The organism is Methylocystis sp., assembly GCF_021731785.1.
In the GTDB taxonomy this organism is placed as follows: Bacteria; Pseudomonadota; Alphaproteobacteria; order Rhizobiales; family Beijerinckiaceae; genus Methylocystis.
In genome coordinates this window covers 1-19843 of record NZ_JAKFWS010000052.1, presented here as the reverse complement: position 1 = coordinate 19843, position 19843 = coordinate 1, and the positions used below count along the sequence as shown (strand labels likewise).

19 protein-coding genes are annotated in these 19843 nt (G+C 60.8%); 14 read left to right on the top strand and 5 right to left on the bottom strand.

All coding sequences use genetic code 11. The features are described 5' to 3' along the window. Nucleotides 1-640 precede the first annotated feature (640 nt). The 3 genes from QZ964_RS10630 to QZ964_RS10620 all read right to left on the bottom strand — a co-directional run bounded on the left by QZ964_RS10630 (nucleotide 641) and on the right by QZ964_RS10620 (nucleotide 5193). Complete coding sequence (locus QZ964_RS10630; protein ID WP_292531543.1) at nucleotides 641-1768, bottom strand: OmpA family protein; 1128 nt, start codon at nucleotides 1766-1768, stop codon at nucleotides 641-643. After that, complete coding sequence (gene minD, locus QZ964_RS10625) at nucleotides 1765-2580, bottom strand: septum site-determining protein MinD (protein WP_292531541.1); 816 nt, start codon at nucleotides 2578-2580, stop codon at nucleotides 1765-1767. Before minD ends, QZ964_RS10630 begins: the two co-directional genes overlap by 4 nt. A 426-nt stretch (nucleotides 2581-3006) precedes the next feature. Continuing rightward, nucleotides 3007-5193 carry an ATP-dependent RecD-like DNA helicase gene (locus QZ964_RS10620; RefSeq protein WP_292531539.1) on the bottom strand — a complete coding sequence of 729 codons (2187 nt, stop codon included), beginning with the start codon at nucleotides 5191-5193 and terminating at the stop codon, nucleotides 3007-3009. 254 nt (nucleotides 5194-5447) lie between these two features. On the opposite strand from QZ964_RS10620, the gene QZ964_RS10615 reads away from it, so the two are divergent. The 14 genes from QZ964_RS10615 to QZ964_RS10550 all read left to right on the top strand — a co-directional run bounded on the left by QZ964_RS10615 (nucleotide 5448) and on the right by QZ964_RS10550 (nucleotide 18512). After that, on the top strand, nucleotides 5448-6425 hold the full coding sequence (locus QZ964_RS10615; RefSeq protein ID WP_292531537.1) for a zincin-like metallopeptidase domain-containing protein: 978 nt from the start codon (nucleotides 5448-5450) through the stop codon (nucleotides 6423-6425). Nucleotides 6426-6502: 77 nt separating this feature from the next. Continuing rightward, nucleotides 6503-6685 carry a hypothetical protein gene (locus QZ964_RS10610; protein ID WP_292531536.1) on the top strand — a complete coding sequence of 61 codons (183 nt, stop codon included), beginning with the start codon at nucleotides 6503-6505 and terminating at the stop codon, nucleotides 6683-6685. Between the two features lie 301 nt (nucleotides 6686-6986). Further along, nucleotides 6987-7271 carry a hypothetical protein gene (locus QZ964_RS10605; protein ID WP_292531534.1) on the top strand — a complete coding sequence of 95 codons (285 nt, stop codon included), beginning with the start codon at nucleotides 6987-6989 and terminating at the stop codon, nucleotides 7269-7271. 115 nt (nucleotides 7272-7386) lie between these two features. Beyond that, nucleotides 7387-7632 (top strand): hypothetical protein, encoded by a 246-nt coding sequence (locus QZ964_RS10600; protein WP_292531532.1) that lies wholly within the window; start codon nucleotides 7387-7389, stop codon nucleotides 7630-7632. 266 nt (nucleotides 7633-7898) lie between these two features. Further along, nucleotides 7899-8225, top strand: coding sequence for a hypothetical protein (locus QZ964_RS10595; protein WP_292531529.1), 327 nt, complete (start codon nucleotides 7899-7901; stop codon nucleotides 8223-8225). 147 nt (nucleotides 8226-8372) lie between these two features. Further along, nucleotides 8373-8960, top strand: coding sequence for a hypothetical protein (locus tag QZ964_RS10590; RefSeq protein WP_292531527.1), 588 nt, complete (start codon nucleotides 8373-8375; stop codon nucleotides 8958-8960). 37 nt (nucleotides 8961-8997) lie between these two features. Beyond that, nucleotides 8998-9234 carry a hypothetical protein gene (locus QZ964_RS10585; RefSeq protein ID WP_292531526.1) on the top strand — a complete coding sequence of 79 codons (237 nt, stop codon included), beginning with the start codon at nucleotides 8998-9000 and terminating at the stop codon, nucleotides 9232-9234. Nucleotides 9235-9377: 143 nt separating this feature from the next. Beyond that, nucleotides 9378-14453 (top strand): lactate dehydrogenase, encoded by a 5076-nt coding sequence (locus tag QZ964_RS10580; RefSeq protein ID WP_292531524.1) that lies wholly within the window; start codon nucleotides 9378-9380, stop codon nucleotides 14451-14453. Nucleotides 14454-14545: 92 nt separating this feature from the next. Continuing rightward, nucleotides 14546-14731: a hypothetical protein gene (locus QZ964_RS10575; RefSeq protein WP_292531522.1), complete on the top strand. Its 186-nt coding sequence runs from the start codon at nucleotides 14546-14548 to the stop codon at nucleotides 14729-14731. Next, nucleotides 14728-15267, top strand: coding sequence for a hypothetical protein (locus QZ964_RS10570; protein ID WP_292531520.1), 540 nt, complete (start codon nucleotides 14728-14730; stop codon nucleotides 15265-15267). The genes QZ964_RS10575 and QZ964_RS10570 overlap by 4 nt, the downstream gene beginning before the upstream one ends. Nucleotides 15268-15480: 213 nt before the next feature. Beyond that, nucleotides 15481-17169, top strand: coding sequence for a ParB N-terminal domain-containing protein (locus QZ964_RS10565; protein WP_292531518.1), 1689 nt, complete (start codon nucleotides 15481-15483; stop codon nucleotides 17167-17169). A gap of 34 nt (nucleotides 17170-17203) precedes the next feature. After that, nucleotides 17204-17524 carry a hypothetical protein gene (locus QZ964_RS10560; RefSeq protein WP_292531516.1) on the top strand — a complete coding sequence of 107 codons (321 nt, stop codon included), beginning with the start codon at nucleotides 17204-17206 and terminating at the stop codon, nucleotides 17522-17524. Next, a complete protein-coding gene (locus tag QZ964_RS10555) occupies nucleotides 17521-17931 on the top strand; it encodes a hypothetical protein (RefSeq protein ID WP_292531514.1) in 411 nt (136 codons plus the stop codon). The genes QZ964_RS10560 and QZ964_RS10555 overlap by 4 nt, the downstream gene beginning before the upstream one ends. A gap of 107 nt (nucleotides 17932-18038) precedes the next feature. Then, complete coding sequence (locus QZ964_RS10550) at nucleotides 18039-18512, top strand: hypothetical protein (protein ID WP_292531512.1); 474 nt, start codon at nucleotides 18039-18041, stop codon at nucleotides 18510-18512. 132 nt (nucleotides 18513-18644) lie between these two features. Here QZ964_RS10550 and QZ964_RS10545 read toward each other — a convergent pair whose 3' ends face one another. Continuing rightward, entirely contained in the window at nucleotides 18645-18956 is a 312-nt protein-coding gene (locus QZ964_RS10545; RefSeq protein ID WP_292531510.1) for a hypothetical protein, read from the bottom strand. A gap of 507 nt (nucleotides 18957-19463) precedes the next feature. Then, nucleotides 19464-19814, bottom strand: coding sequence for a BPSL0067 family protein (locus QZ964_RS10540; RefSeq protein ID WP_292531509.1), 351 nt, complete (start codon nucleotides 19812-19814; stop codon nucleotides 19464-19466). Between the last annotated feature and the right edge of the window lie 29 nt (nucleotides 19815-19843).

Below are 19843 nucleotides of genomic sequence, written 5' to 3'. Positions count from 1 at the left end.
GTTCGTGCGAGGTGCAAGATCGGATTGACGAACCTCGTCTACAACATGCGCCGTTTCGTCTGTCTCGAAAGGATGGCGACTGCGAGCGAGTGAACCGGCGCGTCATGAGTCTCGGTAGGGTGAGTGAGTGCATCTATAAAACCCCTCCCGACAAGTCGGAGGCGATTTCAAGCGGCCTCACGGAGAGGCAGAGTCAAACAGCCCGGCTGCGCCACCGTGAACGCCGCTCATCACGCCTTAAGCAGATATTTTTCGAGGTGCCCTTTCCAAAGGAGATCAACATGGCTGATTACTTAACCCCAACTGTCATTCAACAGACGATTCCCGAAACGGACATTTCGCCTCTCGAACTCCTGTTGTTCCAATTCGTCAACGCCCGTCCCCGATCTTACCGACTGGGACACCAAGAACCGCGCCTATGACAGCCTCGCCACCGTCATGTCAAAAATATGAGAGTTCTTCACGGGAGACTATCTACTGTAAGCTAATCAATGTTTGATCAGGCCGGGAAGAGTCATGCTTGCGCGCTTTTCTGTAGCTTTCGCATTCACATGGCAGTGTGTTCCACCTCAGTCTATCCACGCGACGTCGTGCTCAGACCGTCATCTGCCTGTCTCACAAATTTTGCACCAGAACCGTCTCACCTCACTTCGACGCCCACCGTAATTCGCCGATGCCGCAACCGGGCGTCTGCGGGATCGTCGGATGCTATGCGGTGATTCCCTTCAAAGCCTTCTGCTGTCATCCGCGACTTATTGATGCCCATCCGCGTTAATTCGCGCAATACATTGTTTGCGCGTGCACGCGGGATTTTCAAGTTATACTCACTATTGAGGGCCTTATCCGTATAGCCCGTGATTACGATTTTCGTATTTGGATACGCCTTTAGTATTTCTGCGAGATTTTGCAGTTGTTCCTTTGACGAAGGCCGTAGCGTTGTTTTGGCTTTGCCAAACGAGATTCGATCCAAATTAAGCACACCGGGCCTATTCGCTGCATCTTCCAAGAGCCCGAGCAGCTTGTTTTCAAAACTGGATGTTGGAATGCTCAATTCGACGCCGTTAGGCAGGTTCTTTTGGATGAAGCCACTACGTAGCGTAGCGGTGTTTTGAGCCGGTTTCATGAAGCTCTCGGCTTCTTTGATTCCCAGTGATGCCGCGTCGTTGGCTTGTGGTGACGCCGTTGCTCGCTCTATCGTCGCGGTATCTTGCTCAAGCGATTTTGTCAGCGCTCCGTTCAACCCCGTCGGGGTAACTTCGTTCTGAAGCGGAGTCGCAATTTCTGGAGTTTGCGCCGCAGCTGTTTCCCCTGTTGCTTTGGCGCCGGCCGCCAAGGGCACTTCATTCACCGGGGATAATGCGGCCTCGCTAATCGAATGCGTGTCGCGACCAAAGCGCCACGTCAAGCACGCGATCGCGATGAACGCCGCCACGAGCAGGAGCCAAGAAACGTTTTCGCTTCGCACCCTTCCCATATTGGGCGCCGCAACATTCGTTGAATTGATGTGCTCAGCTTCTTCTGTTCTAGACGGGAGCGGAACAGAGCCGCGCGATGCCTCATCGGAGGTCGCAGTTTCGAGGTTGGTCTTGAGAACGGGAACCTGATCCTCCCGTTGCTGCTTGTTGATCTCGGACAGAATTTCCTCATGCGAGACGTCGATAAGATTTGAATCGCAGTTTGAATGCCGTTCTTGCGCCGAGAGGATTTGCAGGCGTTCGCGTGCGACCGACGCTGACATTTGACCACCCAAGTTGCTTGACACGCTCATGCCGCCCTCCGACCAAACAATCTGCCGAGGAGACTCTTCTTATCCGTCGGGATATTGAGGGCGATGTTAACGCCGCACAGCCGTTGGGCGGCTTCGGCATAAGCGCGGGCGGGAGCGCTCGCGGGATCGTGGAGCGTGACGGGCGAACCAAGGTTCGACGCGTGCAATACCTCTTCGCTCTCCGGCACGATCCCGAGAAGCGGGATCGCGAGAATCTCCACCACTTCGTCGACACTCAACATCTCTCTATACGCCACGCGGCGGGCGTCATAGCGTGTGAGCAGAAGGTGCTTTTCCAGGCGCTCGTCCTTTTCGGCACGCTCGGTCTTGGCGTCAAGCAGACCGATAATCCGGTCCGAATCGCGCACCGATGAGACTTCCGCATTGGCGACAACGATGGCGATGTCCGCAAAGCGCATCGCCAGTGCGGCCCCGCGTTCGATCCCTGCAGGGCTGTCGCAAATGACCCAGTCGAACTGTTCATGCATCTCGTGTATAACCCGGCGCACGCCATCTTCCGTCAGCGCATCCTTGTCGCGCGTCTGCGAGCCGGGCAGAAGAAAGAGGTTTTCGAGTTGCTGGTCGGGGATCAAAGCCTGATGCAGCTGGGCGTCGCCTTGCGCCACATTGATGAGGTCATAGACCACGCGCCGCTCGGCGCCCATAACCAGATCAAGGTTGCGTAGGCCGATGTCAAAATCGACGACGGCAACTATCTGGCCCGATTGGGCCAGTGCGGCTCCGAGCGCGGCCGTCGAAGTCGTCTTGCCAACGCCGCCCTTGCCGGAGGTGACCACCACAACTTTGGCCATTTGTCGTCCTTCCGGTCGAACTTTGCAAATTTAGGTTGTTTCGTCTTCGAGCTAAGCTTGGAACTCCTGACTCCGCGGCAGCTTTGCGTTGATCTCATCGGCCGGCGTGTAGAAGCTGCAGACCGCCAACTCCTTAGCGATCGCGGGGGCGCAGTCGCAGGAGACACCGATCATGATCGAGTTCGAAAAAGCGTGGGAAGGGGTGAAGCATGGGCCACGTCGAATGATCCAGCTGGCGATCGGCTCTTTCGGCTGGGGCGCCAAGGCAGGAAACGAGTCGCCTCGAAGCAGATGTGCTGAGAGGGAGGTTGTGTCACGTCCGACTCCTCAGTGGATAGAGCCATATGACGGCGATGTGGTTAACCGAGTATTAAACAACCGCGAACAACGGGCGAATTCGCGTCAACCAACCCGACGACCAGTCGATCAGCGCGGCGATAACCATTCCTTGAGTTTGGTCCACCGTCGCTTGCGTCCGTGAGTACGAACCGCGATCGCCAAGGCCTTGCGCTGCCCTACAATGACTACAAGGCGCTTGCCTCGAGTAACCGCTGTGTAAAGGAGATTTCTGGCGAGCATCGCATAGTGCTGGGTGGCGATGGCGATGACGACTGCGGGATATTCTGATCCCTGCGATTTATGGATCGTCGTCGCATAGGCGGGAACCAGCGCGTCGAGTTCGCCAAACGGATATTCAACCTCGCGACTGTCAAACTCTGCGATGAGGACGCCATCGGCCTGGTCGATACGGCGGACTCGACCAAGGTCGCCGTTGAACACCTCGCGGTCATAGTCGTTCTCGATCTGCATCACCTTGTCGCCCGGTGCGAAGCTGCAGCCAAAACGCTCGATCTTCTCCGCCATGTTCGGATTGAGGGCGTTCTGGAGATCGCTGTTGAGCGCTCGCGCGCCGAGAACGCCGCGTTGCATTGGGCAGAGCACCTGCACGTCGCGAATGGGATCAAGGCCGAAGCGGCGCGGAATTCGGTCGCGAACAATGTCGACGATCTTGGCCGCGCCTTGCTCCGGCTCTTTCGCCTCGACGAAAAAGAAATCCGTTTCTTCGCCCGGCTTCGGCCATTCGGGCATTTCGCCACGATTGATGCGATGGGCGTTCCTGACGATCCGGCTTTCCGCCGCCTGTCGGAACACTTCCGTCAACCGCGCGACGGGAACGACGCCTGAGTCGATGATATCGCCGAGAACTTGACCCGGACCGACCGAGGGAAGCTGGTCGACGTCGCCAACGAGCAGCAAACCGGCCTTTGCCGGAACCGCTTTCAACACCGCGAACATGAGCGAGGCGTCGACCATGCTGGTCTCGTCGATAACGAGCAGATCGCAGTCGAGCGGATTGTCGGCGTCGCGGCGGAAGCCCCCGGTCTTCGGATCGGTTTCGAGCAGGCGGTGAATGGTCTTGGCTTCGATTCCCGTCTGCTCGCTCATGCGCTTCGCTGCGCGGCCAGTGGGCGCTGCGAGCAGAAGGCGCGTTCCCTTGGCCGCGAGAATGCGCAGGATGGCGTCGAGCAGTGTGGTTTTACCGACACCGGGGCCGCCGGTGACCACAGCGGCCTTAGAATTGAGAACCATGCCGATCGCGGCGCACTGAGACGCTGCGAAAGTCTTGCCGGTGCGCTTCTCGACCCATGGAATGGCCTTGTCGACATCGATCGTCGGCCAAGGCGGCGAGCCGCCTGTCAGGGAGCGCAGGCGATCGGCGACGCCGCGTTCGGCGAGATACAAGCCCCGCAAGAACACACAGGGCTTTTCTTCGATCGTATCCGCCACCGCCGCGTCGCCGCCCGCGAGTTCATCCGTGAGGGCGATCCGGATGGCTCCCTCGTCGACTTCGAGCAGGGCCGTCGCCAGCTTGATCAGCTCCTCGACGGGGAGACCGCAGTGACCTTCGTCCGTCGCCTCCTGCAAGGCGTAGGAAATTCCGGCCCGCACCCGTTGCGGGGCCTCCCGCGTCATCCCGAGCTTCATGGCGATGGCGTCGGCGGTCCGAAATCCGATGCCGCGAATGTCGCGCGCCAAACGATACGGATTCTCGGTCATGACCTGAATGGCGTCGTGACCATAGGTCTTGAAGATGCGCACGGCTCGGGACGTGCCGACGCCGTGCGCGTGCAAAAAGACCATGATATCGCGCACGGCTTTTTGCTCGGCCCAGCCGGCGACAATCTTCCCTGCCCGGAATTCGCCGATGCCGGCAACCTCGCGCATGCGCTCCGGCTCCGCCTCGATAAGCTCGAAGGTCTTCTCGCCGAAAGCCGCGACGATTCGTTTGGCGAGCACGGGGCCGATCCCGCGCACCATGCCAGAGCCGAGATATTTTTCGATTCCCTCCGCCGTCGTCGGCGGCGTGGTCTTGAGAAAGTCCGCCTTGAACTGGAGGCCGTGGGCGCGGTCCGTGATCCAAACCCCGACGGCATGGATGAATTCGCCCGCCGAGATCGAAGCGACATGGCCGACGAGCGGAACGAGGTCTCGCTTGCCGCGCGCCTTCACCTTCAGCACCGCGAAGCCATTGTCTTCATTATGGAAGGTAACCCGCTCGACAGAGCCGACGAGCGTCTCTCTGGGCGGCGTCGCGTCAAAAGACGGAGGCAAGCTAAGTGAACCGTTAACGAGGCAGCGGGAGGGCATCCTAAGTCGGTATTTGGTGGCACGCGACCATAGCCTGCGGCAGCCAAGCAGAACAACAACCAAAAAAGAGAAAGACGAAAAGCGTCGGTTCCGCATGCCCGCCCGCCGCCGCAAGGGTTCGTCGCTTTGCTCCCGGGCCAAGGCCCGCCCTTGCTCCGCCGGACGGGATGCGGGGCGTGGGGTTCGTTCCAAGACCTAAAAAGGAAAGGAAGAATCCCATGAGCTGCTTCAAGAAGCAAAACGGCGACGCGAGCGCGCGCCGCGACCATTACCAAGAAATCACCGACCGCATCGTCGCCGCGCTTGAAACCGGCGTCGCTCCCTGGCGCAAGCCATGGGACCCCGACAAGGCTGGCGGTCCGCTCTCGCCGATCAACGCCGCCACCGGACGTCGTTATCGCGGAATCAACGTCGTTCTGCTCGGCATGTCGCAGTTTTCCTTCGCCAGCGGCGATCCCCGCTTCTGCAGCTACAAACAAGCCAAGGAAAAAGGCTGGCAGGTGCGAAAAGGAGAAAGAGGCACGACCGTAATTTTCTACAAGCAACTGCATGTCGAAGATCGCGCCGCCCCCGCCGACGCAGAGGATCGCACAAGGCGCATTCCGTTGCTGCGCGCCTATACGGTGTTCAACGCTTCGCAAATCGACGGCATTGCGCCCTTTATTCCTCCAACAGTTGAGGAAGCGCCGTGGCGACGCTTCGATGCGGCGGACGTGATCCTGCGCAACAGCAAGGCGGTCGTTCGCATCGGCGGCGATCGCGCATTTTACAGTCCCGCCACCGACCACATTCAATTGCCGCCGGAACATGCGTTCAGATCGCCTGCAGGGCTCGCCGCGGTCCAAATTCATGAATTGACCCACTGGAGTGGAGCCAGTCATCGATTGAACCGGGATCTCACCGGGGGATTCGCCTCACCAACTTACGCGAAGGAAGAATTAGTCGCAGACATTGCGAGCTGCCTCGTCAATTCAGAGCTCGGCCTACCGACGGACATCGAGAACCACGCAAGTTACGTCGCATCCTGGCTGGATCATCTGAAGGACGACAAGCGCGAGATTTTCCAGGCCGCCGCCGCCGCGCAGAAAGCCGCCGACTATTGTCTCGCGTTCCACCCCGATTTCGCCGAAAGCGAACTCGACCAGCCAACCGACCACGAGAGCGACGACACCGCCACTCTCGCAGAAGCGGCGTGATCGCAATGTTGTACACGCCAAAGCTCTCGACAAGACGCAACCCGGCGAGAGCCTCGCGCCCGGCGCGTGAGGCGACAATGAAGAAATTCCGCATCGGTTCCTTCGAGGGCTGGATTGTCGGTCCCATGAAATGGGAAGTCCGCCATGCCGGCCGCGTCGTCGCAACCGCAGGCAACATGAATGAATGCGCGCAAAAGGCGCAACGCCTTTATGACGCTGAAAAGGCCGGCGACACGCCCCCGCCGCCAAGGAGTCGCTAATGAGGATCGTGGAACGAAACCTCTCCACCTGCCATGCCGATCCTTGGGCGCTCGTCCGTAACCGAGGAAGTCGACTATGCGCAAGGGAATGAAGGTCCGCTACACATCCGGGCACGGAGGCGTCTTTTCCGCGATCGTGCGACGCGCGCACCGGGATGGGAGCGCGACAATCATCGTCCATTTTCTCCTCGATCCCGCCGGGCAGAAAAATGTCCGCTGTTTCCAAGACCACAAGTTCCGCGTTCACACAAACCGACTCGCTGAACTGCGCTCCTGAAAACCTGCAACGAGGAAAGAGAACATGACGACAATCAACGAGATGGAGCGTCTGGAGGCCGCTGAGAAAGCGCTTGCTCGGATCGCCGACGCGGGAGTAATCGACGAAAACATCGCTTCTCTCAAACCCGCTGTCCCTCGCGACCGGGACGCCGCGCACCGCATGGGCTTCAAGAAATCCACGAACCCCTTTCGCGACGGCGACGCCCGTCGCGCCACCTGGGATGATGATTGGGAGTTCCGCCACGCGCACGCCCTGCCCAGCGCGGCCGACGCGCCCGGCGGGCGCCTGCGGCCGACAAGGGACTAGCGGAAACCTCCTGCGGAGATTGTAAGGTGAACGCTCACACTAACGACGAATTATCCGCGATCAGCGTCTACGCCGATCCGCGTGGCGTTGGCTAAAACTGACCATGAAACACGCCATGACGCCCAAGACAGCCGCCGCGCTCGCTGAAATCGAGAAGGCCGTGGCGGCTGGTCAGCGGCTGATCGATCCGGCCATCTTCTCCCACATCTACGGTCGCGCCGCGACCGCCGCCGCGTTCCGCATGGCCCGCGCGAGAGGTATCATAGAGGTCGCCTACAAGACTTGCGCAGGGACGCCGGTCTATCAGCCGGCCGGAATCGAAGCCGCCATGCGCGAATCCCGCAGCGCAACGCTCCATTGATCGGACAGCCCATGAACGACATGCCGGCGCGGCGCGCCGAAACGAAATGAAGTCAAATGAAACGATCGGATCCATTGAAAGCTCGAAAAATTGAAAAGCAGAAGAACACCGATACCGCGACCGAGCGACCGCCGCAAAGGGGGGGTCGCTCCGGCCGCTGCGCTGGGCCGGATCGATCCCGGCGCATAAAGCGCCGCCTTTGCCCCGTCCGCCCGTCCGCAGTTCGTAATTGGGGTCTTCGAGAAGAAGATCGACAGGAGATCCCAATGAGACACTTCAGCACAACACAATTGGCGACGAACAAAAAGGGCGCGGCGTTTTTCGCACCTCTCGATGCGTTCGATCACGATGCGGCCCGCCACGACGGCTGGGTCCTGTCGGATTGCGGATTCAACCGAGACGGAACGCAGCATGTCGAAATACAAAAATTCGACAATCCGCAAGGCGGCGCCCCTAGATTCGCCGAAGACAATGCGGCCTGGGCGCATGTCGTCGCGCGAGCGCGCGCGGGTTCCCTTCTCCACATCCAGGCGCTCGAACTCGTCGATCGGCGTGAACGGCTGGCGATAGAGGCGCTCAATGGAACTTGCTGATCCCAACCCGCGCCGCACCAGACATTCCATTCGCGCGCGCGAGGAAGACCAAAGTCCGTATACGGCGCTTCCCTCATTCAACCAACGCCCCGCCTACCGCCTCACGCGCCCCGCGCTTCACCGCGATCAACGCCCAGGGAGAACATTATGGGATGGCTATTTCACAACGACATGCTCACACACCAGACACCAGCCGAATACATCGCGCAGCATTTCTCGCACGAGAATGACACTTGCAAAGCGACTGTCATCGCCACGGCCACCGTTCGCGGAACCATCTACGCCGCCATTCGCAACGAGATCAAAAACACGAACAAGACTTACGTCTTCTGCGGCGTGTTCCTGTTCAAGAACAACAAAAAGGACGGCTTCGGTTACAAAGACATGGACGAGGGAATGGGTCCTTGCGAAGTCGATTGCCCCGATCGCATCATGCGTTTGCTTTCGCCAGTCGACGACATGCCGAGCCCCGGTTACGCCGCGGAGTGGCGCACTCGAGTCGCCGCCGCGAAACAGCAGCGGGCGAATGCCCGCAGGAACGCCAAGACATTCGCTCCTGGCGACACGATACGCCTCCCCGAACCCGTTCAATTCGGGAAGAGCGGCGTCAGCGCCGACCGATTCACCTTCCACGAATATCGCAAGCGCACGCCGATTTTCAGCCCCGTTTCGCACCCGTATTTTCTCTGCCGTCTGAGGCAGAGCACTCTAGCCGCGGCCACTCTCGAGGCGTGACGCGGCCTATCCGTCCCATCGAAGATGGAGCGATCCAATGCCGGATCATCTCGATTGGTTCACCACCGACATTTTCCCCGACGGCACGCAGAAAGTTCATATCCGCCCGAGGGACTCTTCGAGTTCGAGCGAGACGCTCCAACTCGACCATCCACAATCACAAATCTTGATGGCGACCCTCGGCCGGCTCGCCCAAGACACGACGATCCCCTGGAGCGCCGCGCGCCAAGCGACCCTCCAAGGCTTCTGGAAGGCGCTGCGCGCCTCTTTCTAATCGAGTTCGGCACCTCCTGAGGCCGCCACACGCGCCGCGACCGTCTCGAGCCGCCTCTCCCTATCCATCCGATCCCCCACGCGCCCGAAACCCGGCTGCCCACGGCAGACCGGGCGCTCGCGCTCGCTTGAAAAGGATACGCCATGACGCGTGACAGCAACCAATTGACGCTCTCTCTGTTCGGCACGACCAGCCTCTCCAGCGGATTTACGCTCGACGCCGGAACCTACGGCGCGCCGGCGGATGTTCGCGACGACAAGGATGACGTCAGCGATGTTGTCGCCCGGCCACCTGTCGTTCGAGCGCACAACTTCGTTCTGCGCGGCGATCGCCAACTCGCGCCGAGCTGGAAACAGCGCGCCGTCGACAATCTCACCGCCATCCGATTGGCGATCGAAATCGAAAAAGAGAAACGCAACGCGACGCCCGAAGAACAGGATATACTCAGTCGCTTCATCGCCTTTGGCGGGCGTGACCTCGCCGACAAGATGTTCCGCCGCGCCGGCGAATCCTTCGCCACGGGCTGGGAGGACATCGGCGATGAACTGGAGCAGCTCGTCCCGCCCGAAGAGCTGGCGAGCCTCGCCCGTTGCACGCAGTACGCTCATTACACGCCTGAATTCATCGTACGGGCGATCTGGCGCGCCGTCGAACGTATGGGGTTTTCCGGCGGCTCCATCTTGGAGCCCGGCTGCGGAACCGGCCTGTTCTTCGCCCTCATGCCGGAAGCGCTCGTGGACAAGACGAGCCTCACCGGCGTCGAGATGGACGGCGCGACCGCCAGAATCGCAACGCTCCTCTACCCGAACGCCTATATTCGACACGAGGATTTCACCAAGGCGCGCCTGCCGGAAACCTACGCGCTCGCAATCGGGAATCCGCCTTTCAGCGACCGCACCGTGCACGCCGAAGATCCCGCCGGAAAATTGCACATCTCTCTGCATGACTATTTCATCGCCCGCGCGATCGAGAGATTGAAGCCTGGCGGCCTCGCCGCTTTCGTCACCAGCCGTTGGACGATGGACAAGGCCCGATCCACCGCGCGCGAACATATCGCCTCGATGGCCGATCTCGTCGGCGCCATCCGACTGCCCGAGGGCAGCATGAACGCCGCCGCCGGAACCGACGTCGTCGTCGATCTCCTGTTCCTGCAAAAACGCCTGGTCGGCCAGACACCTTCCGGCCCACAATGGGACACGCTGACCGAAATCCTTGCCGCCGAAAACGGCGACGACGCGCTGTCGATCAACCGATATTTTGTCGAACATCCCGACATGGTTCTCGGCCTACACCAGAGAACCAGCAGCCCCTATGGACCTGCCTACACCTGCGCCAGGAGCCCATCTCACGATCTCGATGAGCGCCTGCGCGCCGCCATCTCGCTGCTGCCGCGCAACATCCACAAAGCGAGCCCCGACTCGAAAAACGCAAAGAACCAACGACCGGATCTGCGCGTCGGAACGGCCGCCGAAAGCGCAACCATCAAGGAAGGCAGCTATGTCGTCGTCGACGACGATCTGATGCAAATTGTCGACGGAACGCCGCAACCTGTCGCCGTTCGCCAGGGCAAGGGGACCCAAGGCATTCCCGCCAAACACGCGCGAATCATTCGAAAGATGATCCCGATCCGCGACGCGATCCGCGAGGTTCTCCGCGCCCAGGAAACCAACCAGCCCTGGGGACCGGCGCAAGTCCGCTTGCGCATCGCGTACAACGCCTTCGTGCGCCACTTCGGCCCGATCAATCTGACGACGATCACCGAAACCACAGACCTCGCCACCGGCGACGTTCGCGAGACCCAGCGCCGCCCGAATCTCGCGCCCTTCGCCGATGATCCGGACGTTTGGTTAGTCGGGTCTGTCGAAGACTACGACATCGAGACCGGCAAGGCCAAACAAGGCCCGATCTTCACCGAGCGCGTCCTGCATCCTCCTGTGACGCCCCTAATCCAAAACGCCGCCGACGCCCTCGCCGTCACGCTGCACGAACGCGGACATGTCGACATCGACCACATCGCCGAACTGCTCGGGCGCTCACGCGAAGAAGCGCTCGCCGAACTTGGCGACCGCGTGTTTCTCGATCCCGAGACGACCAGCGACAGCATGGAAAGCTGGCAGACCGCCGACGCCTACCTCTCTGGTCCAGTGCGCACCAGGCTCGCCGCCGCCGTCGACGCCGCGGCGCGCGATCCTCGCTATCGCCACAATGTCGACGCGCTCAAACAAGTCCAGCCCGAAGACCTCAAACCGTCCGATATTAGCGCCAGACTCGGCGCGCCCTGGATCCCAGCGGACGTGATCACCGCCTTCGTCGCCGAAAACATCGGCGTCGAGACGACGATCCGGCACACGATCGAAATCGCCGCCTGGACGATCGATGTGCGTCCCTTCGCCAATCAGGCAACGGCCACCTCCGAATGGGGGACGGCGCGCCGACACGCCGGCCTGCTGCTCGGCGACGCCCTGAACTCATCCATCCCGCAGATCTACGACGTTTGGATGGAGGACGGCAAAGAGAAGCGCGAACTCAACGCCGCCGAAACGGAAGCCGCCAAGGAAAAGCTAACGAAGATCAAGACGGCGTTCGAACGATGGGTGTTCACCGACGCCGAACGCACCGACCGCCTGGCGAGGATCTACAACGACCAGTTCAACAATCTCGTCCCCCGCCATTTCGACGGCAGCCATCTCCAGCTTCCCGGCGCGAGCAGCGTCATCAAATTCTACGCCCACCAGAAACGCGCCATCTGGCGCATCATCAGCGCCGGGCAGACCTATGTCGCGCACGCCGTCGGCGCCGGCAAGACCTTCAGCCTCGCCGCCGCCGTCATGGAGCAGAAGCGTCTCGGCCTCATCACTAAGGCGATGATGGTCGTTCCCGGCCATTGCCTCGCGCAGGCCAGCCGCGAATTCCTGCTGCTCTATCCGAACGCCCGCATCCTCGTCGCCGATGAAACCAATTTTACGAAAGACAAGCGGCAGCGCTTCCTCTCCCGCGCCGCGACCGCCAGCTGGGACGCCATCATCCTCACCCACAGCGCCTTCAAGTTCATTCCAGCGCCCGCCGCGTTCGAACGAAGCCTCATTCAACAGCAGATCGCCAGCTATTCCGAACTCCTCGAAAAAGTCGATGGCGACGATCGCCTGTCGCGCAAGCTCATCGAGCGCAAGAAAGAAGCGCTGGAAGCTACACTCGAAGCGCTGAAGAGTCGGAAGGACGATCTCCTGACCATCAGCGAGATCGGCGTCGACCAGATCATCGTCGACGAGGCCCAGGAGTTCAGAAAACTCTCCTTCGCCACCAATATGACCAGCCTCAAGGGCGTCGATTCAGATGGATCGCAACGCGCCTTCGACCTTTATGTCAAATCGCGTTTCATCGACGCAAAGAAAAATCCCGGCCGCGCGCTCGTCCTCGCCTCCGGGACCCCGATCACCAACACGATAGGGGAGCTCTTCACGCTTCAGCGCTACATGCAGCCGGATCAGTTGGAGGCGCGAGGTATCCACGAATTCGACGCCTGGGCCTCGACCTTCGGCGAGACCCGCACGGAACTCGAATTGCAGCCCTCCGGCCTCTACAAGCCGGTCACGCGCTTTTCGGAATTCGTCAACGTCCCCGACCTGATGGCGATGTATCGCTCGGTTGCCGACGTCGTCCTCAAGTCCGACCTTAGAGGCTATCTGCGGCTGCCCAGCGTCAAAACCGGCAAGCGCCAGATCGTCGCCGCCGATCCGACACCCGCCTTCAAAGCCTACCAGCGGGTTCTCGCCGAGCGCATTTCCCTCATCGAAGAACGCAAAGGCCGCCCGAAGAAGGGTGACGATATTCTCCTCTCGGTCATCACCGACGGCCGTCATGCCGCGATCGATATGCGCTTCGTCCTGCCCGACTGCGACAACGAACCGGAGAACAAGCTCAACGCCTTGATCGATAACGTCCACCGCATCTGGCGCGAAACCTCGCACCGCCGCTATACGCAGTCCGACGGCGTCCCTTATGCGCTCCCCGGCGCCGCGCAAATGATCTTCTCCGATCTCGGCACGCTCAATGTCGAGGCGACGCGCGGCTTTTCGGCCTATCGTTGGATCAAGACCAGACTGATCGAACTCGGCGTGCCGCCGAACCAGATCGCCTTCATGCAGGACTTCAAGAAATCCAGCGCCAAGCAAAGACTTTTCGCCGACGTGAACGCCGGCAAGGTCCGCATCCTGATCGGATCGTCGGACACCATGGGCACCGGCGTCAACGCCCAACGCCGACTGGTCGCCCTCCATCATCTCGACGTCCCCTGGCTCCCATCGCAGATCGAGCAGCGCGAGGGCCGTATCGAGCGCCAAGGCAACGAGAACGACGAGATCGAGCTCTACGCCTACGCTACCGCAGGCAGCGTCGACGCCACGGGCTGGCAGCTACTCGAACGCAAAGCCCGGTTCATCGAAATGGCGATGGCCGGCGATCGCAGCATACGCCGGCTGGAAGACGCCGGATCGCAAATCAACCAATTCGCCATGGCGAAGGCCATTGCATCGGGCGATCCACGGCTCATGCAGAAGGCCGGACTACAGGCGGACCTCGCGCGGCTAGAACGTCTGCGCGCCGCGCATTTCGATGACCAGCACGCAGTCCGCCACGCAATTTTCACCGCCGAGCGCGCGCAGTCGGCCGCCACGCGCCGCCTCGGCCAAATCGAGCAGGACATCGCCCAGCGCACGCCAACTCGCGGCGACGCCTTCAAGATGCAAGTCGAAGACAAGACATTCACCGAGCGCAAAGACGCCGGGACTGCTCTCCTCCGAGCAATTCGTCATCGTGAACTCCAAGCCGACAGCGGCGACTGGCGCATAGCGAACATCGGTGGTTTCGATCTTTCCGTCACGACGGACGTCTCATCGCGCAGCCAACTCGTATGTGTCGAAATCACGATGCAACGCAACGGCCATATGACCGAAATCGAATATTCGCATGACCTGACAGCACTCGGCGTCGTCTCCCGTCTCGAATACGCTCTCGGTCGCTTCGAAGTCGAGCTCGCGGAGCAGAGAAGGATCGCGACGGAGGCCGCCGAACGCTTGCCGGCCTACCGCAAGCGCCTCGATGAAACTTTCGCTTATGAGGCCGAACTCGACGCGAAACGCGACGAGCTGGCGGCGCTCGACGCTTCGCTCGCCGCTAACGACGCGGGCGAGGCGCCGGCGGAACCTGCGCCCGCCGCCTGATCTCTCCGCCCTGTCCTCATCCCCGTCCGTCCCTGGAGCAGCCCTCCGCGCCGCTACCAGATCAACATCCCCACCATCGCAAGGAGAAGTCTATGCGCGCGAACATCAAAGACATCGGCTATGCGCTCTGCGCCCATCTCGAGGGCCAAGACGTCATCCGCGACGAAGAAGGCGCGGCGCGCATCGAGGTCGCCGAACTGCAGCTTGAGGACACGCTCATCCTCTGCCTGGAGAACGGCCAGCGCTTCCGCCTGAAAATTACGGAGGCAGCCCAATGAAATCCCTCAACAACGCCGCGATCCCGGCGGCGATCGCCCGCATGCTGCGCACCCCGCCTCTCGCGCCCCACCAGTTCACCGCAACGAAATTTCATTCTGCCGAGGACAAGGCCTGGTTCGGCAACACCCTCTTGAAGTTTATCGTCGACGATTGCCCGAGCAGCGCTTTCACCAAACGTTTCTACAATCGCCTCTCGAACAGCTTCGGGCACATTGCTCATTATAGTCGCGCGGGATTCTACGAGCATTTCTTTATCGATCTCGCCGGCAAGATCGACTTCCTCCAGCAGACGCTGCAATGGCCCTGTTATGGCCAGCCCGAGCACACGTTCAGCGACGTCGAACTCGTGCTTCAGGCGCGACTGTCGACCGCGACGCTCCTTCCGATCCTGATCGCTCGCCGCGACGCCGACATCGCCCGCCGCGAGCGCGATCTGCTCGCCCGCCTGAAGGCCAAATACGAGCCTCAGCCCCAGCCCGCCGCCGCCCCGGCAATGCCGTTGCGACAGGCAAGCCTCTTCGATCTTTCCGCATGACCCCTAAGCCGCGCCGACGGACCGAACCAACTGAAAAGAAGAAAGAAACGAAACGCAAGAGAGGAACATCCCTGCCACGGACGCCCCGCCGCCGCAAGGGATGGTCGCTCCGCTCCCGCGCAAGCGCCCTTGCCCCGGCGGGCCGCCCGCGGCCAGCGCTTCAGGTCTTCCGAAAATAGACCGCCAATCGAACAGCAAGAGGAGTTCACCACCATGGAACTGCGCACCGTTAATCCTCGCAATCTCAAACCCAATCCCGACAACCCACGCCGCACCGCCGCAGGCGAGCACGCCGACCAGCAGCTCGTCGCAAACATAAAGGCCATCGGCATAACCCAGCCGCCTGTGGTTCGCGCCGAAGGCGAGGATATGGTCGTCGTCGCCGGCGACCGGCGCGTTCGCGCCGCCATCGCCGCCGGCCTCTCGGAAATCCTCGTCCTCGTGCGCGACGGCGCCCACGGCGACGACAATGTTCGTTCGCTGTCCGAAAACGTCGTACGCGCCCAGATGGGGCCGGTCGATCAATGGCGCGCCATCGAGGCCCTGATCTCCGACGATTGGACCGAAGAAGCGATCGGAACCGCCCTCGCCCTACCGGTCCGCACCATCAAGAAGCTCCGGCTTCTGGCACACATCCATCCGGCCGTTCTCGATCACATCGCCAAGGGCGACATGCCGCAGGAAAATCATCTGCGCACCATCGCTGCGGCGAGCGCCGATGAACAGGCGTCCGTCTGGAAGAAACACAAGCCGAAAAAGGGGCAGCCGACCGTCTCGTGGTGGGAGGTCGCCCGCGCCCTGGAAAAACGTCGCATCTACGCGAAAGCAGCCAAATTCGGCCCCGACGAAGAACTAGCCTTCGGCATCGTCTGGGAAGAGGATCTGTTCGAACAGGGCGGCGAAGACACGCGTTACACCACCCAGGTCGAAGCCTTCTTCGCCGCCCAGACCGCCTGGCTGGACGCCAATCTGCCGAAGAACGGCGTCGTGCTTGCAGTCGACGAACACGGCCGCGCCAAGCTGCCGGCCAAAGCCGAACAGGTTTGGAGCACCCCAAAGAAGAGCGACACCATCGGCCATTACGTCGATTCTCGCGACGGATCGATCAAGGAAATCGTCTTCCGCCAGCCCAAACCGGAACCGAAGAAGGACAAGAAAGGCTCCCTCGACGGCGAATCCGAGGCGATGGCGCCAGCCAAGACTCGGCCCGACATCACGCAAAAGGGCCTCGCCATGATCGGCGATTATCGCACCGAGGCGCTCGCCAAAACGTTGGCCGACGACCCGATCGACGACATCGCCTTGCTCGGCGCCCTGGTGCTCGCCTTCGGCGCTTCCAACGTCGAAATCCGGACCGGCGACTATTCGCGCGACAAACGCGACTTACTCGTCCAGCGCGTCACCGAGGGCGGCCGCCTCACCCAGGACATCGACATCCTGAGACGGGCGGCCCGCGATACTCTGACCCTCGTCCTGTCCTTGCGCCCCGGGAACGCCTACAGCGGCATCGCCGCCCGCTTCGTCGGCGACGCGATCGGCGCCGATGCGCATCTGCCCAACATGGCGACCGAGGACTTCCTCAAATCTCTTTCCAAGGCCGCGCTGGAACACGCCGCCTCGACCTTGAACGTCCTGCCGCGCCAGCGCGCCAAGGACACCCGCGCCGCATTGCTCGAACAGGTCGGGACGGGAACCTTCGTCCTTCCGGCGGCGCATTTCGCACCGACCGAAGACGAACTGACCGCTCAACGCGCCAGAGCACAAGCGCGCGCCTACGACTACGACTACGGCGATGACGAAGAGATCGACGACAACGGCGAGAATTGCGACGAAACTCGCGACCGCGGCAACGACGAAGCCGATGCGCCGGCCGACGCCGAAATCGAGCACGAGTACGTCTAAAGACGGTCAGCGCACCCCGACGTCAGAGGTCACCATGCCGAAATATCGCATACTTCTCGTCGAAGAACTCGTCGAAAGCGATTGCGCCGAATTCGACGTGACGGCTTCGACTCCCGAAGCCGCCGCGGCGATTCTGATAGGCGCGCACGACCAGGCGCGCGAGGACTGTTCGAGCTGGGTCTCCCTTCCCGACGGTCAACGCCGCCACATCGAACCCGACAACGTCGTTCGCACACGCGTCTTCTGCGTCCTGCTCGACGAAGAGGGCAACGAGGTCAGAGAAATCGATCCGAACAACTCAGAAGCGCCGAATCCATCGGACGCGAACATTGCTTTCAAGGAGATCACATCATGATCCGCCAATATCATGCCCAACGCCGGCAAGGCGGCGACAACCCGAAAGGCGTCGGCGTCATCGCCGCCGGCTCGATCTATTACCTTCAAGACGACGACTTCTGGCGCGACCGCTTTCGCGGGCGCGCCATCTGTCGCAATCCATGGATTGTTCGCGCTTTCCTGAACGGAACGATCGGCGCCGCACGGCGAAACGCGGACACTGGCAAGTGGGAAACTCTCTACGCCAGCCGCCGTTCAGATATGGCCCTCGTGCAATCGCTACGCGACGGACGCATACGAACGGTCCCCGTCCGCCTCCTGATCCTTCACGACGATCTCGGGCTCTGGAAACAACCAGCCGAATATCCGAGCCTGCCGCGCCGAGTCCGCGCCGATGCTTCGCAGCTCCTGCTGACGGCCGCGTAACGCCCGCCGCACGCACCGAAAAGAAGCCGATGTGGACGAGGTTGCTTCAGCTTACGCCCGGCGACGAACCCCTCCCGCGCGTTCTCAGCTCGTGATAGGATGCAGACATGACCAGCCAAGTTCTCTTCAATCAATTCGCCTATGTGGACCGCCTGAAAACCGGCGGTTTCTCGGACGATCAAGCGCGCGCCTCCGCCGAGGCCCTGGCCGGCGCCCTCTCCGAAACCGTCGCCACATCGAGCCAGCTATCCGCCGTCGAGACAAAGCTCGGCGGCGAGATCGCCGCCGTCGAAGCGAAGCTGGGCGCTCAGATCGCCGCCGTCGAAGCGAAGCTGGGCGCTCAGATCGCCGCCGTCGAAGCGAAGCTGGGCGCTCAGATCGCCGCCGTCGAAACGAAGCTGGTGACCGTGGGAACGAATCTGGACGCCAAAATCAACACGACCGCCGCGACGTTGCGCGCCGAAATTGAAAAGTCAAAAAGTTCACTCTTGATCTGGCTCATCGGTCTGATCGTCGGCTCAACCATCACAATCTCCGGCGTGATCCTGGCGGCGTTGCGCGCCTTTGGAAAAGTCCCGTAACCGTCCATCGCCATTACGGGGGGCCAACCCCGCTTCGCTGATTCTTTTTTATTCCGATAACGAGACGGGGCAGAACTCTGTCGACAATTCGCCTCTTCACGTCGATTGCGCACATCGAACGTCTTTCCAAAATCAGCCATCGCATTTGAAAACATGCGCGCTTCCGACAGCGCCGTTTTTAACTCCGACAACGAAACCGGGCCGAACTCGGTCCGCAATGCGCGGTTTCCCGTTACCCAGCGCTCGCCGATTTCGACGCCAAGAAACGATCGCGTCCGAGGCCCCGCCGATCCCCAAGATCAAAATGATCACAAACACGACCATGACCCAGAGCGCGCCTGTCCCAACAACCATCGCCACAACCGCACCCAGGAAGGCTGCCACCGACTGAATGAAACTCCATGTCACGCGCCACATACGGCCTGCCAACAATCTCTCGCTCATCACAACCTCCAATGCGACGGGGACATTTCAACGGATCGCAGTGGACAGCGTGCTCGTGTCATGCGCGAATGAAAAAGCGCTCTTTGAAAACTGTTTGATTATCCGATTCGGCCCCGACCAAATGGGCGCAAACAGATGGGGAGAAGCAAAGCTTCTCCCCATCCCTCCACCACCTCTATGCCTCAACATGCCTTTCGCTATTTGCAGACGACACGCCCGGGATAACGCAAGCACACGTCAATATTTGCCGGTAAATCAATCGTCTCCTTCTCTCCATCTCCATAATAGCAAATTATACGCAAAGGTCGTTCCGCGCGCTTCAGATTGTGCCAGCCCTGCTCTTTGACCGAACCATCCGCATTCAACGACTCACTATCGGGCGGCTGTGCGGGGAAGGGCTCAGCGATTCCCGCCGATATATCGATGTATTTTACCCCCTTCTTACACGGTTCCAATGCAAACGCGGGAGTCGCGATCGACATAATCCCCGCTACGAAAATCATGCATCTAATGAGATACGACATAGAACTTGCTCCCTGATTCATACGAGTTGGTGGTGGTCCACTTGATCGTATGTACGTACGATGGATGGTCTTTAAACTGATCCATCACTTGAATGCCTTGATCATTCTGGCCGAGATAGATTGCAGCGTGCGATTGACCATACGTGTTTGTGTATGTGCCGTTTTCGCCGAACGTCGCGATCACCGTCCCGGGCACTAGATCCGTCGCCCCTTGAACCTGCTCGCCGGGAACCCAGGTCGATGTATGCCCGACACTCGATGTCGCCTGGACCAGAGCAACGCATTCCCCACTCCCGACACTCTGCCCTTCGTATTGCGTATACCCATGCGCCATCGTGCCAGCGCCGCCGTGGCCCGGTCAGC